The organism is Kitasatospora sp. NPDC048298 (genome assembly GCF_043201465.1).
In the GTDB taxonomy this organism is placed as follows: Bacteria; Actinomycetota; Actinomycetes; order Streptomycetales; family Streptomycetaceae; genus Kitasatospora.
Genome location: NZ_JBICYZ010000020.1, coordinates 88,206 through 104,463 on the forward strand (window position 1 = coordinate 88,206; position 16,258 = coordinate 104,463).

Genomic DNA, 16,258 nt, shown 5'->3' on the forward strand with positions numbered 1-16,258 from the left:
GTTCACCCCGGTTCGTCCGGAACCGCGCCGCCGTTCGGGGCCGCGCCGCCGCTCGGGGCCGGTCCGCTGCCCGGGTCCGTCCCGCTCAGCCCTTGCCGCGGGCCTGCTTGACCGAGCCGACCACCCCGGCGATCGCCAGCAGCAGGCCGGCCGGCAGCAGCGAGACGAAGAAGGCGCCGAACAGCCCCTCGTCGCCGAGGAACAGCTGGGCGAGCGTGTTGAGCGCCAGCAGTCCGCCGGCCGCCGGGAGCGCCGACCGCCACGGGTGCTCGTCCGCCCAGCGGCGCAGCCGCCGGTCGGTGGTGTCGTGCCGCAGCCGGCCGCCGACGGTGCCGACCAGGAAGAAGAAGAACAGACCCCAGCCGGCCGGTGAGGCCAGCATGCTCAGTGACCAGTTCCCGGAGATCGCCTCGATCCCCAGGGCCGTCGCCCCCACCACCGCACCGACCCCCGCGGCGGTCCGCCACGGTCCCACGGTCGCCGAGGCGACGGCGAGTTGCCGGTTCTCACGTCGGGACATTTCGTCGTGTGCCATGGCTCCACGGTGCGCCTGCCGGAGCGCGGAGGCCATAGGGGAAACCCCGGAGTTTTCACCCTAGGGGCAGGGCCGTTGCGGTCCGTGGCGACCACGGAGCGGACGGTCCCCGCGTGCGCCGCCGGGCGGTGCGAGGATGGCCGCAGCACCGAGGCAAGGCCGCAGCACCGAGGCAAGGAGCGGACCATGGGCAGCAGCGCAGCACACGGACAGAAGATCGCCTTCCTGGGCACCGGCAAGATCGGCGAGGCCCTGCTCTCCGGTCTGCTGCGGGCCGGCAAGGACCCGGCCGACGTCCTGGTGACCGCCCGCCGCCCCGAGCGCGCGGTCGAACTCGCCGCCCGCTACGGCGTGGTGGCCGTCTCCAACGCCGAGGCCGCCAAGCTCGCCGACACCCTGATCCTCGCGGTCAAGCCGCAGGACATGGGCAGCCTGCTGGACGAGCTGGCCCCGCACGTCGGCGCGGACCGGCTGGTGATCTCGGCCGCGGCCGGCGTCCCCACCGCCTGGTTCGAGGAGCGGCTGGCGGCCGGCACCCCGGTGGTCCGGGTGATGCCCAACACCCCGGTCCTGGTGGACGAGGGGATGAGCGTCATCTCGGCCGGCTCGCACGCGGGCGAGGAGCACCTCGCGCGCGCCGAGGAGATCTTCAGCTCGGTCGGCAAGGCGCTGCGGCTGCCCGAGGCCCAGCAGGACGCGGCCACCGCGCTGTCCGGCTCCGGTCCGGCCTACTTCTACTTCCTGGTCGAGGCGATGACCGACGCCGGCATCCTGCTCGGCCTGCCCCGGCAGGTGGCGCACGACCTGATCGTGCAGTCCGCGATCGGGGCCTCGGTGATGCTGCGCGACTCCGGCGAGCACCCGGTGAAGCTGCGCGAGGCGGTCACCTCGCCGGCCGGCACCACCATCGCGGCGATCCGCGAGCTGGAGAACCACGGGGTGCGGGCCGCGCTGCTCGGCGCCCTGGAGGCGGCCAGGGACCGCTCCCGGGAGCTGGCCTCGGGCGGAAAATGACCGCTGCGCGACCCCTCCCGTAATCGCGGCGCACCCCCTACGCTCTCGCCAACATCGTCCTACCGGTCGGTAGTGGGGCCGGCGACGTCAGCGAGGTCCGTGTGGAGTCCGCCTGGAGGTCCGCGTGAGTGCCGCACCGTCCGCACGGCCCGTCCCGTCCGCCGTGGCGCCCGGCCTGCGGGCCGGGCGGGCCGCACTCGCCGTCAGCTTCCTGCTCCAGGGCACCGTCTTCGCCCTGCTGGTCACCTGCATCCCGGAGATCCAGCACCGGTACGGGCTGAGCGACGGGCTGCTGCCGGTCTTCCTGGCCGCGGTGCCGGTGCTCGCCGGAGTCGGGTCGATCGCCTCCGAGCAGCTGGTGAAGCGCACCGGCGCGCGGGCCGTGCTGCGGGTGGTCCAGCCCGCCGTCTGCCTCAGCCTGGCGGCCGCCGGGCTGGGCGGCACGCTGTGGCAACTCGCGCTGGCGCTGGGCGCGTTCGGGCTGCTGGTGGGTGCGCTGGACGCCAGCATGAACATGCTCGGGGTGGGGCTCCAGCACCGCTACGGCCGCTCGATCATGATCGGCTTCCATGCCGCGTTCAGCCTCGGCGGCATCATCGGCGCGGCCCTGGCGGGCCTCGGCTCGCACTACGACCTGGGGCTGCCGGTGCTGTTCGGCACGGCCGCCGCGGTGATCGCCCCGCTCGCCCTGCTGACCGGCACGCGGTTCGCGGGACCGGCCGAACTCGGCGACGCCGTCCGGGAGGCCGCCGAGGCCGCCGCCCGGTCCGTCCCCTGGCGTCCGCTGCTGCCGCTCTGCCTGGCGATGGCCTTCGCGTACATCGCGGACGCCTCGGTCTCCAACTACAGCGTCAAGTACCTGACCGACGGGCTGGGCAGCCGGGAGGACCTCGCCAAGCTCTCCTACCTGGGCTACATGGTCGCGATGCTGCTCGGCCGGGCCCTGGGCGACCGCGCGGTGCAGCGTTTCGGCGCCGTCCCGGTGGTCCGCGCCGGCGCCGCGCTGGCGGCCCTCGGCTTCGGGCTGGCCGCGGTCGCGCCCGCCGCCTGGGCGGGCATCGCCGCCTTCACCGTGCTGGGCTTCGGCATCTGCGCGATCATCCCGCAGGTGTTCGCGGCCGGCGGCCGGCTCTTCCCGGCCGACTCGGACGCCGCGGTGGCCCGGCTCAACCTCTTCAACTACGTGGGTTTCCTGCTCGGTTCGCCGCTGGTCGGGGCGATCGCGGACGCGAGCTCGTACCGCTGGGCGCTGCTCGCCCCGATGCTGCTGGTGCTCGCCGTCCTGCCGCTGGCCGAGCGCTTCGCCCCGGCGCCGGTTCCGGCCCCGGCCCCCGCCGTCGGGTGACGGTGGGGGTGGTCGACGGGACGTGCGGTCAGCTGATCACGGTCTGGAGCTCGGGCAGTCCCCCTGCCCAGAGGCCGTCCTTGGTGAAGTCCGGGGCGGTCGAGCCGTACTCGGCGTAGACGTACGGGGCCCAGTTCAGTGTGTACGACCCGGTCCAGGCCGGTGTGGAGGTGATCCGCGCGGTGACCGTGACGGTGCGGGTGGCGCCCGGCGGGATCGGCGTCGTGAGGTGGAAGGCGGCGGCGCTGTTGAAGCCGCCGTACGAGCAGTCGACGCTCTCGCCGCCGCAGCCGGTGGGGGTGACCACGTCGGTCCGCTGGTTGGTCGGCCAGGTCGGCTGGACGTACACGTAGGCGAAGGAGATGGCGTTGGGCTCGGTGTTGGTGAGCGACAGGGTCAAGGTCAGCTGATCGCCCGGCGCCGCCGTCTTCTTGTCGACGGAGAACGCGGTGCCGCCGATCTGGGAGGTGGCGGAGGCCGGCTGGGCGGCGAAGATCACGCCAAGTCCCAGTATCGCAGCGAGAATTACCGCAAGGCGTTGCACGCTGAATGGCTTCATGGCGGAGAGGATAGGGAGCGGTGAAGGGCTTGTCCGCATCCCCTTCACACCGTCTTCAACTGTCGCCGACACGCCCTGGCCCCCGCCGTCGGGTGACGGCGGGGGCGGTCGACGGGACGTGGGGTCAGCTGATCACGGTCTGGAGCTCGGGCACCCCGAAGGTCCAGCCCTGGTCCTTGGCCGTGGTGGTGCCGCCGACCTGGCCGAACTCGTAGTAGACGTACGGCGCCCAGTTCAGCGTGTACGGGGCGCTGCCCCACGCCGGGGTGTCGGTGATCTTGACGGTGAGTGTGACGCTCTTCGTCGCCCCGGGCGCGATCGGCGCGTTGAAGTGGAAGTTGGCGCTGTTCCCGTTGGTCACGCAGTCGGAGGTGTCGCCGGTGCAACCGGTGATGGTGAACGCTCCGGCCTGTGTGTTGGCCGGCCAGGTCGGCTGGACGGCCTCGTAGGCGAAGTAGATGGGGCTGTTCTCACTGTTGGTGAGCGACAGCGTCAGGGTCAGCTGGTCTCCCGCCTTGGCCGCCGACTTGTCGACCGCGAAGGTGGCGCCGCTGACCGCGGCGGAGGCCGGCTGGGCGGCAAAGAAGACGCCAAATCCCAGTATTGCAGCGAGAATTACCCCAAGGCGTTGCACGCTGAATGGCTTCATGGCGGAGAGGATATGGAGTCGCAAGGCTTTTGTCTGTACCGCCTCAACACCCGCCTCCACAGCTGCCCCACAACTTCCGTAGTTTCATCGCGCACCCGTCTGCCCGGCCGCCCCTCGGGCACCGGCCCGGCGTGCCCTGGCAGCGGTCCGGCCACCGCCACCCGCTACGGTGGAGGCCATGCCCGAAGCCGAGCGTGACACCCCCTGCGGCCTGCACCTCTTCTGGGACGAGGCCGTCACCGCCTACGACTTCGGCCCCGGCCACCCGATGGACCCGACCCGGCTGGCCCTCACCATGCGCCTGGTCGAGGACCTCGGGCTGAGCAGCGGGCCCGGGGTGACCGTCCGGGCCGCACCGCCCGCCGGCGAGTCCACCCTCCGGCTGGTGCACACCCGGGAGTACGTCGAGGCGGTCCGCAACGCCGCCGCCCACCCCGAACGATCCGACCCGCTGCACGGACTCGGCACCGACGACAACTGGTCCTTCCCGGCGATCCACTCGGCCTCCGCGCTGATCGCCGGCCAGTCCGTGGCCGCCGCCGAGGCGGTCTGGCGCGGCGAGACCCCGCACGCCGTCAACTTCACCGGCGGGCTGCACCACGCGATGCCCGGCAAGGCCTCCGGCTTCTGCGTCTACAACGACCCGGCGCTGGCCATCGCCCGGCTGCTGGAACTCGGCGCCGAGCGGGTCGCCTACGTGGACGTGGACGTGCACCACGGCGACGGCGTCCAGGCGGCCTTCTGGAACGACCCCCGGGTGCTCACCGTCTCACTGCACGAACACCCCGCCACGCTCTTCCCGCAGACCGGCTGGTCGATCGAGACCGGCGGCGAGGACGCCCCCGGCTCCGCCGCCAACCTCCCGCTGCCAGCCGGCACCGGCGACGCCGGCTGGCTGCGCGCCTTCCACGCGGTGGTGCCCGAACTGCTCGACGCCTTCCGGCCGCAGGTCCTGGTCACCCAGCACGGGGCCGACACCCATCTGGAGGACCCGCTCGCCCACCTCGCCGTCACCGTGGACGCACAGCGGCTGATCGCCGAGACGCTGCACGACCTCGCCCACCAGTACGCCGGCGGCCGCTGGGTGGCCACCGGCGGGGGCGGCTACGCGGTGGTGGACGTCGTCCCGCGCACCTGGACCCACCTGGTCGCCACCGCCGCCGCCCGGCCCGTCGACCCGGCCACCGAGACCCCGGAGTCCTGGCGCGCCGAGGTCTACCGCCGCACCCGCCGCCCGGCCCCGCTGCGGATGACCGACGGCGCCCGCCCGGTCTGGCGCGACTTCGACGCGGGTTACGATCCGGCCGACCGGCTCGATCAGGCCATCCTCGCCACCCGGCGAGCGGTGTTCCCGCTGCACGGACTGCTGGCCTGAATCCGCCTTCCCGGCCGCGCCCGGGCCGCGTCCCGGCGGGGCCGTGCGTACGCCGAGCGGTGCCATCCGCCGGTCGGCTACGTACTGCAACAGTCCTATCTCTCACCGTACGAGGACTGCACTTCCCCTCTTCCCACTGGTACCACCCATAACTACTCTGGGGATACACGTGTGCCGGTGGAGTCACCGGAGGGGAAGCCGGTGCCTTGCACACGGGTAAGGGTCGGGTGATGGTCATGAGTTCCGTCGAGCGCCCCCTTCAGGAAGTCGTCTTCCTGACCGTGGCGGAGGTCGCCGCGGTCATGCGGGTGTCCAAGATGACGGTGTACCGGCTGGTGCACAGCGGAGAGCTGCCGGCCATCCGGGTCGGACGGTCCTTCCGGGTGCCCCAGCAGGCGGTGCACGAGTACCTCAAGGAGTCCTACGTGCGGCTCGAGAGCGCGTAGCGCGGGCGCGCGGGAGCGGGGTCCACACCGGTGGGCCCCGCACCCGTTCGCCGGGGATTTCCCCTGAGTTCTCCGGCTGCCGGGGGCGCGATTTACAGCCCCGGGCAACCGGAAGGTAGGCTAGGCCCTCACGTCAGTCGTATGGACTCCGTCTCTCACGGGCGAGAGTCTCAGTGAGCGAGGGTTGTTCCGTGGGCTCTGTCATCAAGAAGCGTCGCAAGCGTATGGCCAAGAAGAAGCACCGCAAGCTTCTGAAGAGGACTCGCGTTCAGCGTCGCAACAAGAAGTAAGCGCCCCCGGCCGCGCCTGGCGCGCCCAGCGCTTCCACCGCCCGCCCAGGCCGTCACGGCCTGGGCGGGCGGTGTCGTTTCACGGCCCGGTGGGGCGGCGCGGTACGGTGCACGCAGGCCGCCGGGGCCGGGAAATGGGGGCAGCACCGTGGGCGTGGTCGTGCTCGTCACCGGCGTGGCACGCCATCTCGGTGCCCGCTTCGTTGCCGAGGTCCGCCGCCGTCCTGGCGTCGACCTGGTGGTCGGCGTGGACGTGCAGCCGCCCCGGCTGCCGCCCGGGGAGCCGGTCGGTCCGGCCGCCCCGTACCGCTTCCACCAGCTCGACCTGCGCCGTCCGGCGCTCTCCCGGGTGCTCGCCGAGCACCGGGTGGACACCGTGGTGCACCTCAGCGTCAGCGCCACCGGCCTGGGCTCCACCAACCGCTCCGCGGTGAAGGAGTCCAACGTGATCGGCACCATGCAGCTGCTCGGCGCCTGCCAGAAGGCCCCCGGGGTGCGCCGGCTGGTGGTGAAGTCCACCACCGGGGTCTACGGCTCCGCGCCCCGCGACCCGGCGGTGTTCAGCGAGCGGATGCAGCCCAAGGACCCGCCCGGCGGCGGCTTCGCCAAGGACGCGTCGGAGGTCGAGGGCTATGTGCGCGGCTTCGCCCGCCGCCGCCCGGACGTCGCGGTGACGGTGCTGCGCTTCGCCAACATCGTCGGCCCCGACGCGGACACCCCGCTCAGCGAGTACTTCGCCCTGCCCGTGCTGCCGACCGTCCTCGGCTACGACCCGCGGCTGCAGTTCGTCCACGAGGACGACGCCGTCGCGGTGCTCTGCCGGGCCGCCGACGAGCCCGCGCCGGGCACCGTCAACACCGGGACCTTCAACGTGGCGGGGGAGGGCGTCCTGCTGCTCTCCCAGTGCGCCCGCCGGCTCGGCCGGCCCACCCTGCCGCTGCTGCTGCCCGCCGTCAGCTGGATGGCCGTGCTCGCCCGGCAGAGCCGGCTGGTGGACGTCTCGCCCGAGCAGCTGCGGCTGCTCACCCACGGCCGGGTGGTGGACACCGCGCGGCTGCGCGACACCTTCGGCTACCGTCCGGCGTTCAGCACGCCGGAGGCCTTCGCCGACTTCGCCGCCGCCCGCGGCCCGGGCCTGCTGCCGCCCGAGCGGCTGGCCGCCGTCGCCGACCGGCTGACCGCCCTGCTCGGCCCGGAGCGCGCCGCTGGGCCCGCCACCGGACCGGACGCCCTGCAGAACCGCCCCCGCCGACCGAGGAGCTGAACCCGCGATGAGTGCCGCAGCCGAGAACGCGCCGGGCGAGGCCAGGGTCATCCCGATCGAGTCCGCCCCCAGCTGGACCTCACCCGAGGGGCCGAAACCGGCCGACCGGCTCGCCGAGGCCGTCGGCGGGGCGCTGTCCGGGCCGCTCGGCCAGGCCGCCACCCGGCTGTTCGGCAAGGGCTGGGAGGGCCGCGCCGCCGAGGGGCTGGCCTTCCTGCGCCGCCGGGTGACCGGCGACTACGAGGTGGACGAGTTCGGCTTCGACCGGGAGCTCACCGAGGAGGTGCTGCTCTCGCTGCTGCGCCCGCTGGCCGAGAAGTACTTCCGGATCGACGTCCAGGGCGTGGAGAACATCCCGGCCGAGGGCGGTGCGCTGGTCGTCGCCAACCACTCCGGGACGATCCCGCTGGACGCCCTGATGACCCAGGTGGTCATCCACGACCACCACCCCGCCCGGCGGCACCTGCGGATGCTCGCCGCCGACCTGGTCTTCGTACTGCCCGGCATCAACGAGCTGGCCCGCAAGGCCGGCCACACGCTGGCCTGCAACGAGGACGCCCAGGCCCTGCTGGAGCGCGGCGAGGTGGTCGGGGTCTGGCCGGAGGGCTTCAAGGGGATCGGCAAGCCGTTCTCCGAGCGCTACAAGCTCCAGAGGTTCGGCCGCGGCGGTTTCGTCGCCTCCGCGCTGCGGGCGCGGGTGCCGATCGTGCCCTGCTCGATCGTCGGGGCCGAGGAGACCTACCCGATGATCGGCAACGTGAAGACGCTGGCCCGGCTGCTGGGCCTGCCGTACGTGCCGATCACCCCGACCTTCCCCTGGCTGGGCCCGCTCGGGATGCTGCCGCTGCCGGCCAAGTGGACGATCCGCTTCGGCGAGCCGATCGCCACCGACGCCTACCCGGCGGAGGCGGCGGACGACCCGATGCTGGTCTTCGACCTGGCCGACGAGGTGCGCGAGACCATCCAGCACAGCCTCTACCAGCTGCTGGTGCAGCGGCGCTCGGTGTTCTTCTGACGGACCCCGCCGAGCGGCGTCGCCCGGACACGGCGAGGGCCCGGCGGATATCGCACTCCGCCGGGCCCCCACCGCCCTGCTGTCAGCCGCCCAGGATCCGCAGACCGGGCAGCAGGTCGGGGAGCAGCGGCGGCACCTCGACGCCCTGCGGCTGGGCCGCGTTCGGGGCGCTGGGCGTGGCCTGCTGCGGCGCCTGCGGCGGGGCCGCGTCGGCGCTCGGTGAGGGCCTGGTGCCGGTGAGGCCGTTGGTGAGGCCGCCGACCAGGCCGTTGACGGCGTCCGGGGCACTGCTGGGCAGGGTGTCCGGCAGGACGCCGCCCTTGCCGCCGTTGCCGGAGGCTCCGGAGCCGGGGTAGGCCGGGGGGTGCTCGGTGGCGCCGGGGCGGTTGCCGGCGGCGCCGGAGCCCGGGGCCTGGTCGGTGCCGGAGCCGGCCGCCGGGGAGCCGGCCGGGGAGCCACCGGTCGAGTGGGCCGAGCCGTCGCCCGCTCCGGTGCCGGTCGCGCCGCCGCCCTGGGCGGGGGGCAGGACCAGGCGCAGGGGCGCGACGTCCTCGCTTATGTCGTCGAAGAGCCGGTTCACCAGGTCGGCCTGCCGGGTGAGCTGGACGGGCAGCTTGCCCTGCAGCTCGCTCCACCGGCCGTCCTCGTCGTGGGCGAAGCCGGCCAGGGCCCGCATCGGGTCGAGGGAGCCGTTGCTGCGGTAGACCGAGCGCAGCAGCTCGCGGCCCTTGAGGGCGTCGGCGTGCATGTCGTCCAGGGCGCGGCGGACCTGTTCGACGGTGGCCGGGCTGAGGGCGCCGGCCGGGCCGGTGCGGCCGACCAGCGTCTTGGCCTCGCCGAGCCGGGTGGCCGCGTTGTCGAGCAGCAGTTCGCCGCGTTCGGAGTCGGAGCCCGCGAGGTCGAGCCGGAGCCCTTCCAGCCCGCGTTTGAGGCCGTACAGCGTGTCCCCGGGGAGGGCGTTGGAGCTGGCCGCGGCGGCGCCGGCCAGGCTGCCGACGGCGAGCCCGGCGACCAGCCCGCCGATCGCGAACCGGCGGCTCCAGCGGCCGCGCGGCGCCGTCCGGATCGCCCGGTGGCGGCGCTGGCGGGGCACCGCGGTGCCCGCCCCGCCGGCGAAGGCCTGCTCGAACGCGGCCATCAGCTGGGCGCGTTGGACCGTGCGGACCTCCCGGTCCAGCACCGGCCCGGGCAGCGCCCCCAGCGCATCGGTCAGACCGACCAGTTCGGCCATCGCGACCGGACCGGCGCCGGTGACAGCGGCGCTGTCCGATTCGGTGTTGGCCGCAGCGCGTTGCTCCGCCTGGTGGGCCTCCAGCGCCTCGGCGAAGGCCTTCGCCCGCCGGTGCTCAAGCACGTTTGCCGTCACGGGCCACACCTCCCTTCGTCGTTGTCGACACCCCGGCCTGCCGGACGGTTGCCCCGGCTGGCCAAAGCCACTCCATCGGGTGATAGGCCGCAATTCGACTTGACCGTCCGCCTGGTGGGGGCTTGCACGCTGGAAAACGAGCGGTGCGGGCGGTCGGTTACGCACGGCTGATCATCGGACCGACCGTTCACCCTGACGTGTCGGCCGGGCGCGAACGATGACGGCCCGGTAGGGCGTATGGCGCCGGTGCCGTCCTCGGCGCGGCTCATCGCGCGTCGGGCGGGAGCAACCGGGCCAGGGTGCGGACGGCGCGGTACTGGAGGGTCTTGATGGCACCCTCGTTCTTGCCCATGATCCGGGCCGTCTCGGCCACCGAGAGCCCCTGCAGGAAGCGCAGGGTGACGCACTCCTGCTGCTGCGGGTTGAGCCGGCGCACCGCGTCCAGCAGGGCGGCGTTGGAGAGCGACTCCAGCACCGACTCCTCCGGGCTGCGCTCGCACTCGTTGGAGTCGAGCATCTCGCCGGTGGTGACCTCCAGCCGGAAGCGGCTGGACTTGAAGTGGTCGGCGACCAGGTTGCGGGCGATGGTGACCAACCAGGCGCCGAAGTCCCGGCCCTGCCAGGTGAAGGTGCCGATCCGGCGTAGGGCGCGCAGGAAGGTCTCGCTGGTGAGGTCCTCGGCGGTGGCCCGGCTGCCGACCCGGTAGTAGATGTACCGGTAGACGGTGTCCGCGTAGTGGTCGTAGAGCCGGCCGAAGGCCTCGCTCTCGCCGGCCTGGGCCCGCTCGACCAGCTCCATGATCGGGTTGTGCTCGGTCTCGTAGCCGGGGCTGGGCGCGGTCCGGGTGCGGCCCCGGCCGGTGCCCGCGCTGCCGGTGCGGCCGCGTGAGCCGGTGCCGGCCGAGCCGGCGGCGGTGGTGCGCAGCGCCGGGCCGGATGCCGCGGGCTGGCCGAACGATCCTCCGGCGAGCGCCAGTTGGGGCGAGGTGGGGAGCTGGGTGCGGAGCAGGGTGCGCAACAGGTCCAGGCCGGTGGAGATCTGCCGCTCGACGGTCGGCCGGCCGCGCAGGCCGGTGCGGGGGCGCAGGGGCGCGGACGACGGGCGGGAGGGTGCAGGCGCGTCGTTCCGGACGGGTGGGTACACGGGACTCCCAGAGGCAGAACTGTGGACGGATCACCTCCGCCTGCGCGGAGAGCACCCCCGCGGCGTCCGTTCGAGCGGGACGCGTGGTGGCGTGCATCCAGGAGAGAATAACGCTTTGTGCAATGACAGCTACACCGTGTGGTCGAAGTGGTCGTTTGGGATCCATTTGTTGTGCATATTCGGCTGATACCGACCGGAGCTGTCATCGTTCATCCGGCTCAACGTGATCGAACGGGCGCCCAGGGTGACCAATTCGGCGGCCTGGGGGGCGGTTTCCCAGCCTTGGGGCTCGGCAATCCCCGACTTTCCCGGACTGGCGAACGATCAGAACCGGTCACCCGGCGACAGGTTCGTGCAGGCGGCCCGGACTGCCGTGCGGTGCGGGGGAGTTCGCCCGTAAGAGGGGCCAGGTCAGAGGCCCTGTTGACGCCCGCTCACTCGTCAGGGCGAGGCCGCCCGGACAGCTCCTGGGCGGCCTTCGGACGGCCCCCGGGCGGCCTCCCGGGCGGTCTCAGCCGCGCCGTCGCCGTCGGTTCAGCGCCACCCCGGCGGCCGCCGCGCCGGCCAGCACCCCGAGCGCGGCCGCCGCCGGCAGCCCCACCCGGGCCGCCTTGCGCCCGGTCCGGAAGTCCCGCACCCGCCACCCCTGGGCGCGGGCGTGGCGCCGCAGCGCGCCGTCCGGGTTCACCACGTACGGGTGGCCGACCAGCGAGAGCATCGGGATGTCGTTGGCCGAGTCGCTGTAGGCGGCGCAGCGGTCGAGGTCGAGGCGCTCGCGCCGGGCCAGCGCGCGGACGGCGGCGGCCTTGGCCGGACCGTGCAGCAGGTCGCCGACCAGCCGGCCGGTGTAGTGGCCGTCCGTGGCCTCGGCGACGGTGCCCAGCGCGCCGGTCATGCCGAGCCGCCGGGCGATGATCCGGGCCACCTCCAGCGGGGCGGCGGTGACCAGCCAGACCCGCTGGCCGGCGTCCAGGTGCATCTGGACCAGGGCGCGGGTGCCCGGCCAGATCTTGTCCGCCACGACGTCCTCGAAGATCTCCTCGCAGATCGCCTCCAGGTCGGCGGTGGGCTTGCCGGCCACGATGCCGAGGGCGGACTGCTTGGCGTCCGAGATGTGCTCCGGGTCCTCGGCGCCGTGCAGCCGGAACCAGGCCTGCTGCCAGGCGAAGCGGGCGATGTCGCGGTGGGTGAGGAAGCCGCGGCGGTAGAGGCCGACGCCGAGGTAGAAGATCGCGGCGCCGCGCAGGATGGTGTTGTCGCAGTCGAAGAAGGCGGCGGCGCGGGGGTCGTCCTGGTCCGGGGTGTGGTTCCCGGCCGGGGCCTTGGGGGCCTTGCCGGACTTGCCCGCGGCCGGCGCTTCCGTCCCGGCGCCTTCCGTCCCGGTGTCTTCCGTCCCGGCGCCGGCCGTTCCGGCGTCGCCCTCCGGCCCCGGGGCGGGTGCCGGCCCGGGCTCGGCCCGCAGCGCGGCCTCGGCCGCCTCGGCCGCGGCTTCGCCGGCCAGGGCGCTCCGCTCGCTGCTGGAACGCCTTGCCTGGGTGAGCCTTCTGAGCACGGCCATGTCATCGAGGATAGCCAGCCGGCCGCCTGGCGACCGTGACGGAGCCGTGCCCGCGAGGTGAACAGCTCCACCGGGTGCCGGCCCCCGGGGCGGGTGGGGGCGATGGCGGAGAATGGGACGGTGAGCCCACTGCTGCGACGTAAGAGCCCCCGGCCCGCGGACCGGACCGTGACCCTGGTCGGCAAGCCCGGCTGCCACCTGTGCGACGAGGCGCGCGAGGTGATCCTCCGGGTGACGGGGGAGCTGGGCGCGTCCTTCGAGGAGCGGGACATCACCCAGGACGAGGAGCTGTACCGCCGCTACTGGGAGCAGATTCCGGTCACCCTGATCGACGGCCGCCAGCACGACTTCTGGCGGGTCGACGAGCGCCGGCTGCGCACCGCGCTGGGTGGCTGAGCGGCTTCTGACCCGGCGTTCGTCCGTACACCGACCCCCGCCGGACGGCGGGGTCGGTTCGCCGAATCGTTGCCGATGACACGCCGCTGCGGCCTGGGGCGGGGCGGGTCGGTCGGCTTACGATCGAACGCGTTTGCGCCCGTGGGGGGCTGAGCACACGAGGAGTGCGCCATGCTTCCCGGCCCTGTCCCAGGCACGCCCGGAGTCCCGTCCGGGAGTCCCCGGGGCTTCGCCGTGGTGGACGTGGAGGCGACCGGCCGCAGCCCGTGGCGGCACCGGGTGGTCGAGGTCGCGGTGGTGCTGCTCGACGAGCGGCTGCGCCCCGAGGGGGAGTTCGCCACCCTGCTGGATCCGCTGGGCCCGGTCGGCCCGACCCATGTGCACCGGATAAGGCAGTGCGACGTCGAGGGCGCCCCGCGGTTCCGCGAGATCGCCCCGCGGCTGCTGGAGCTGCTGGCCGGCCGGGTGCTGGTCGGCCACCACGTCAGCTGTGACCACGCCTTCCTCGATCGCGAGTTCGCCCGGATCGGGGTGCCGCTGCCGCCCGTCCCGCTGCTGTGCACGATGCGGCTGGCCCGCGCCCACCTGCCTCAGGCCCGCGGCCACGGCCTGGCGGCCTGCGCGGAGGCGGCCGGCCTCGGCTGGTACCCGGCGCACACCGCGCTGGGCGACGCCCGGGTGACCGCCGAGTTGCTGCTGCACTGCCTGGACGCGCCGTCCTGCCCGCCGGACGACTGGACCGGCCCGCTGCGCGAGGCCGCCCGGGTGCCCTGGCCCCGGCTGGGACGGGCCCGCTCCCGCCCGTCCGCGGCCGCTGTCCCGCTGCTGCGCCGGGAGGCTCCGTACGGCCCCTGGCTGCCGGATTCCGAGGCCCCGGAGGTGCTGCTGACCCACTCCGGTGCTATGGGTTCGATGGCGTGATGCGCATCACTGTGCGGGGACAAAACGGACACCATCTTTGTGCACACGTTCACAAACGCATAGCCTGGCTGTCAAAGCCCAGCTTCACCCACAGGAGCACCGTGGCAATCGGCCGATCACCACAGAGCAGTTCGCAGACGCCCGACCAGGGCGCCGCGCGCCGACCCTCGCGTGCCCGGGGAATCCCGGAGGCGACGGTCGCCCGCCTGCCCCTCTATCTGCGGGCCCTCACCGCGCTCTCCGAGCGCTCGGTGCCGACCGTCTCCTCCGAGGAGCTGGCCGCCGCGGCCGGCGTGAACTCGGCCAAGCTGCGCAAGGACTTCTCCTACCTCGGCTCCTACGGCACCCGCGGCGTCGGCTACGACGTCGAGTACCTCGTCTACCAGATCTCCCGCGAACTCGGCCTGACCCAGGACTGGCCGGTCGTCATCGTCGGCATCGGGAACCTCGGCCACGCGCTCGCCAACTACGGCGGGTTCGCCTCCCGCGGTTTCCGGGTGGCCGCCCTGTTGGACGCCGATCCCCACGTGGTCGGTTCCACCGCGGCCGGACTTCCGGTGCGGCACATGGACGAGCTGGAGTCGATCGTCGAGAGCCAGCACGTCTCCATCGGCGTGATCACCACCCCGCCCGGCGCCGCCCAGCAGGTGTGCGACCGGCTGGTGGAGGCCGGCGTCACCAGCATCCTGAACTTCGCCCCGACCGTGCTGACCGTCCCGGACGGCGTGGACGTGCGCAAGGTGGACCTCTCCATCGAGCTCCAGATCCTCGCCTTCCACGAGCAGCGCAAGGCCGGCGAGGAGCCGGACGACCGCGCCGAGTCGGTGCTGGACCGCGCCCCCGGTCCGGTCCGGGCGGCCGCCGCCAAGCTGCGCCGCGCGGCCGGCGGCAGCGGCAAGGCCCGGGGCGCCGTCGAGCCGACGGCCAAGGACCAGGCCGAGCAGGCCGAGGGAAAGTCCGCCAAGGGCGGCGACGGGGATCTCTCCGCGGTGATGCCCGCATGAACACCGAGAGCTGTGGGGGGCGGGCATGAGCCTTCTCGTCGTAGGGCTGAGCCATCGCACGGCCCCGGTCGGGGTGCTGGAGCGCGCCGCGCTGACGGGTGACGTACCGACCCGGCTGCTGCACGACGCGGCCGCCACCGCGACGGTGGGCGAGGCCGCGCTGCTGAACACCTGCAACCGGATCGAGCTGTACGCGGACGTGGACAAGTTCCACGCCGGCGTCGCCGAGCTGTCGCTGCTGCTGGCCCACCACAGCGGGGTGGACCTGGAGGAGCTGACCTCCCACCTGTACGTCCACTACGAGGACCGCGCCGTCCACCACCTGTTCTCGGTGGCCTGCGGCCTGGACTCGATGGTGGTCGGCGAGGGCCAGATCCTCGGCCAGCTGCGCGACGCGCTGGCCAAGGCCCAGGACGAGCACACCGCCGGGCGCGGCCTGAACGAGCTGTTCCAGCAGGCGCTGCGGGTCGGCAAGCGGGCGCACAGCGAGACCGGCATCGACAAGGCCGGCCAGTCGCTGGTCACCTTCGGCCTGGAGCAGGTCGCGGCGGGCGCGGGCGAGATCGCCGGCAAGCGCGCGCTGGTGGTCGGCGCCGGCTCGATGAGCTCGCTGGCCGCCGCCACCCTGGTCCGCTCCGGCGTGACCGACCTGCTGATCGCCAACCGGACCCCGGCCCGCGCCGAGCGGCTGGTCGAGATCCTCGGCCCGGACGTGGCCCGGGTGCTGGACCTCGCCAAGGTGCCGGAGGCGCTCGCCGACGTGGACCTGGTGATCTCCTGCACCGGCGCGGCCGGCGTGGTGATCAGGGCCGAGGACGTGGCCGCCGCGGTCGCCTCCCGCCGGTCGCCCGAGCCGCTCGCCCTGCTCGACCTGGCCATGCCGCGCGACGTCGACCACACCGTGCACGAGCTGCCCGGCGCCCTGCTGGTCGACCTGGAGAGCCTCTCCCACGCGCACGCCGCCAGCCCCGGCGCCGGCGACGTCGACCAGGTCACCCGGATCGTCTCCGACGAGGTGACCGCCTTCGGCGCCGCCCAGCGGGCCGCCCGGATCGCACCGACCGTGGTCGCGCTGCGCTCGATGGCCTCCGACGTGGTCGCCGCCGAGCTGGGCCGGCTGGACTCCCGGCTGCCCGACCTGGACGAGCGCTCGCGCGCCGAGATCACCCAGACCGTCCGCCGCGTCGTCGACAAGCTGCTGCACGCCCCGACCGTCCGGGTGAAGCAGCTGGCCGCCGAGCCCGGCGGCGCCTCCTACGCGGAGGCGCTGCGGGAACTGTTCGACCTCGACCCGGCGGCCGTGCACGCCGTGTCGGGCACGCCCGTCGGCGGCGCGCCCCAGCCCTCGGCCGGGGGCACCAGATGAACCGTCAGCCA

Annotated in this window: 17 protein-coding genes; 11 read left to right on the top strand and 6 right to left on the bottom strand. The window is 73.7% G+C overall.

Annotated features, from left to right (window positions below; genetic code table 11):
- Nucleotides 1–85: 85 nt before the first annotated feature.
- Nucleotides 86–535 (bottom strand): hypothetical protein, encoded by a 450-nt coding sequence (locus tag ACGF0D_RS17530; RefSeq protein WP_392867740.1) that lies wholly within the window; start codon nt 533–535, stop codon nt 86–88.
- Between the two features lie 186 nt (nt 536–721).
- Here ACGF0D_RS17530 and proC point away from each other — a divergent pair, with 186 nt between their 5' ends.
- Nucleotides 722–1,549, top strand: coding sequence for a pyrroline-5-carboxylate reductase (proC, locus tag ACGF0D_RS17535; RefSeq protein WP_392917047.1), 828 nt, complete (start codon nt 722–724; stop codon nt 1,547–1,549).
- Between the two features lie 124 nt (nt 1,550–1,673).
- Nucleotides 1,674–2,894 carry an MFS transporter gene (locus ACGF0D_RS17540; RefSeq protein WP_392917050.1) on the top strand — a complete coding sequence of 407 codons (1,221 nt, stop codon included), beginning with the start codon at nt 1,674–1,676 and terminating at the stop codon, nt 2,892–2,894.
- Between the two features lie 28 nt (nt 2,895–2,922).
- Here ACGF0D_RS17540 and ACGF0D_RS17545 read toward each other — a convergent pair whose 3' ends face one another.
- Together ACGF0D_RS17545 and ACGF0D_RS17550 are read right to left on the bottom strand one after the other, a co-directional pair.
- Entirely contained in the window at nt 2,923–3,393 is a 471-nt protein-coding gene (locus ACGF0D_RS17545; protein ID WP_392917053.1) for a hypothetical protein, read from the bottom strand.
- Between the two features lie 184 nt (nt 3,394–3,577).
- Nucleotides 3,578–4,102, bottom strand: coding sequence for a hypothetical protein (locus ACGF0D_RS17550; RefSeq protein WP_392867728.1), 525 nt, complete (start codon nt 4,100–4,102; stop codon nt 3,578–3,580).
- 178 nt (nt 4,103–4,280) lie between these two features.
- Here ACGF0D_RS17550 and ACGF0D_RS17555 point away from each other — a divergent pair, with 178 nt between their 5' ends.
- The 5 genes from ACGF0D_RS17555 (at nt 4,281) to ACGF0D_RS17575 (ending at nt 8,492) form a co-directional block, all read left to right on the top strand.
- Nucleotides 4,281–5,477 (top strand): acetoin utilization protein AcuC, encoded by a 1,197-nt coding sequence (locus ACGF0D_RS17555; RefSeq protein ID WP_392867725.1) that lies wholly within the window; start codon nt 4,281–4,283, stop codon nt 5,475–5,477.
- Between the two features lie 236 nt (nt 5,478–5,713).
- A complete protein-coding gene (locus ACGF0D_RS17560; protein ID WP_045699258.1) occupies nt 5,714–5,923 on the top strand; it encodes a helix-turn-helix domain-containing protein in 210 nt (69 codons plus the stop codon).
- A gap of 191 nt (nt 5,924–6,114) precedes the next feature.
- Entirely contained in the window at nt 6,115–6,213 is a 99-nt protein-coding gene (locus tag ACGF0D_RS17565) for a 30S ribosomal protein bS22 (protein ID WP_003948845.1), read from the top strand.
- A gap of 148 nt (nt 6,214–6,361) precedes the next feature.
- Nucleotides 6,362–7,477, top strand: a complete 1,116-nt coding sequence (locus ACGF0D_RS17570) for an NAD-dependent epimerase/dehydratase family protein (protein ID WP_392917056.1) — start codon at nt 6,362–6,364, stop codon at nt 7,475–7,477.
- 7 nt (nt 7,478–7,484) lie between these two features.
- Entirely contained in the window at nt 7,485–8,492 is a 1,008-nt protein-coding gene (locus tag ACGF0D_RS17575) for a lysophospholipid acyltransferase family protein (protein WP_392867718.1), read from the top strand.
- 82 nt (nt 8,493–8,574) lie between these two features.
- Here the strand turns inward: ACGF0D_RS17575 and ACGF0D_RS17580 are convergent, their stop codons facing one another.
- The 3 genes from ACGF0D_RS17580 to ACGF0D_RS17590 form a co-directional block, all read right to left on the bottom strand.
- The gene (locus tag ACGF0D_RS17580; protein WP_392917058.1) at nt 8,575–9,858 is read right to left on the bottom strand and encodes a DUF5667 domain-containing protein; all 1,284 of its coding nucleotides are present in this window, start codon (nt 9,856–9,858) and stop codon (nt 8,575–8,577) included.
- A gap of 265 nt (nt 9,859–10,123) precedes the next feature.
- Complete coding sequence (locus tag ACGF0D_RS17585) at nt 10,124–10,897, bottom strand: ECF subfamily RNA polymerase sigma factor, BldN family (protein WP_392868757.1); 774 nt, start codon at nt 10,895–10,897, stop codon at nt 10,124–10,126.
- Between the two features lie 616 nt (nt 10,898–11,513).
- Complete coding sequence (locus ACGF0D_RS17590; protein WP_392917061.1) at nt 11,514–12,560, bottom strand: HAD family hydrolase; 1,047 nt, start codon at nt 12,558–12,560, stop codon at nt 11,514–11,516.
- 102 nt (nt 12,561–12,662) lie between these two features.
- Here ACGF0D_RS17590 and ACGF0D_RS17595 point away from each other — a divergent pair, with 102 nt between their 5' ends.
- The 4 genes from ACGF0D_RS17595 (at nt 12,663) to ACGF0D_RS17610 (ending at nt 16,247) form a co-directional block, all read left to right on the top strand.
- Nucleotides 12,663–12,956 (top strand): glutaredoxin family protein, encoded by a 294-nt coding sequence (locus tag ACGF0D_RS17595; RefSeq protein ID WP_392867709.1) that lies wholly within the window; start codon nt 12,663–12,665, stop codon nt 12,954–12,956.
- A 171-nt stretch (nt 12,957–13,127) separates the two neighbouring features.
- Nucleotides 13,128–13,877, top strand: a complete 750-nt coding sequence (locus ACGF0D_RS17600; protein WP_392867706.1) for an exonuclease domain-containing protein — start codon at nt 13,128–13,130, stop codon at nt 13,875–13,877.
- 107 nt (nt 13,878–13,984) lie between these two features.
- A complete protein-coding gene (locus tag ACGF0D_RS17605; RefSeq protein WP_392917096.1) occupies nt 13,985–14,881 on the top strand; it encodes a redox-sensing transcriptional repressor Rex in 897 nt (298 codons plus the stop codon).
- A gap of 25 nt (nt 14,882–14,906) precedes the next feature.
- Complete coding sequence (locus ACGF0D_RS17610) at nt 14,907–16,247, top strand: glutamyl-tRNA reductase (RefSeq protein ID WP_392867703.1); 1,341 nt, start codon at nt 14,907–14,909, stop codon at nt 16,245–16,247.
- Nucleotides 16,248–16,258 lie beyond the last annotated feature (11 nt).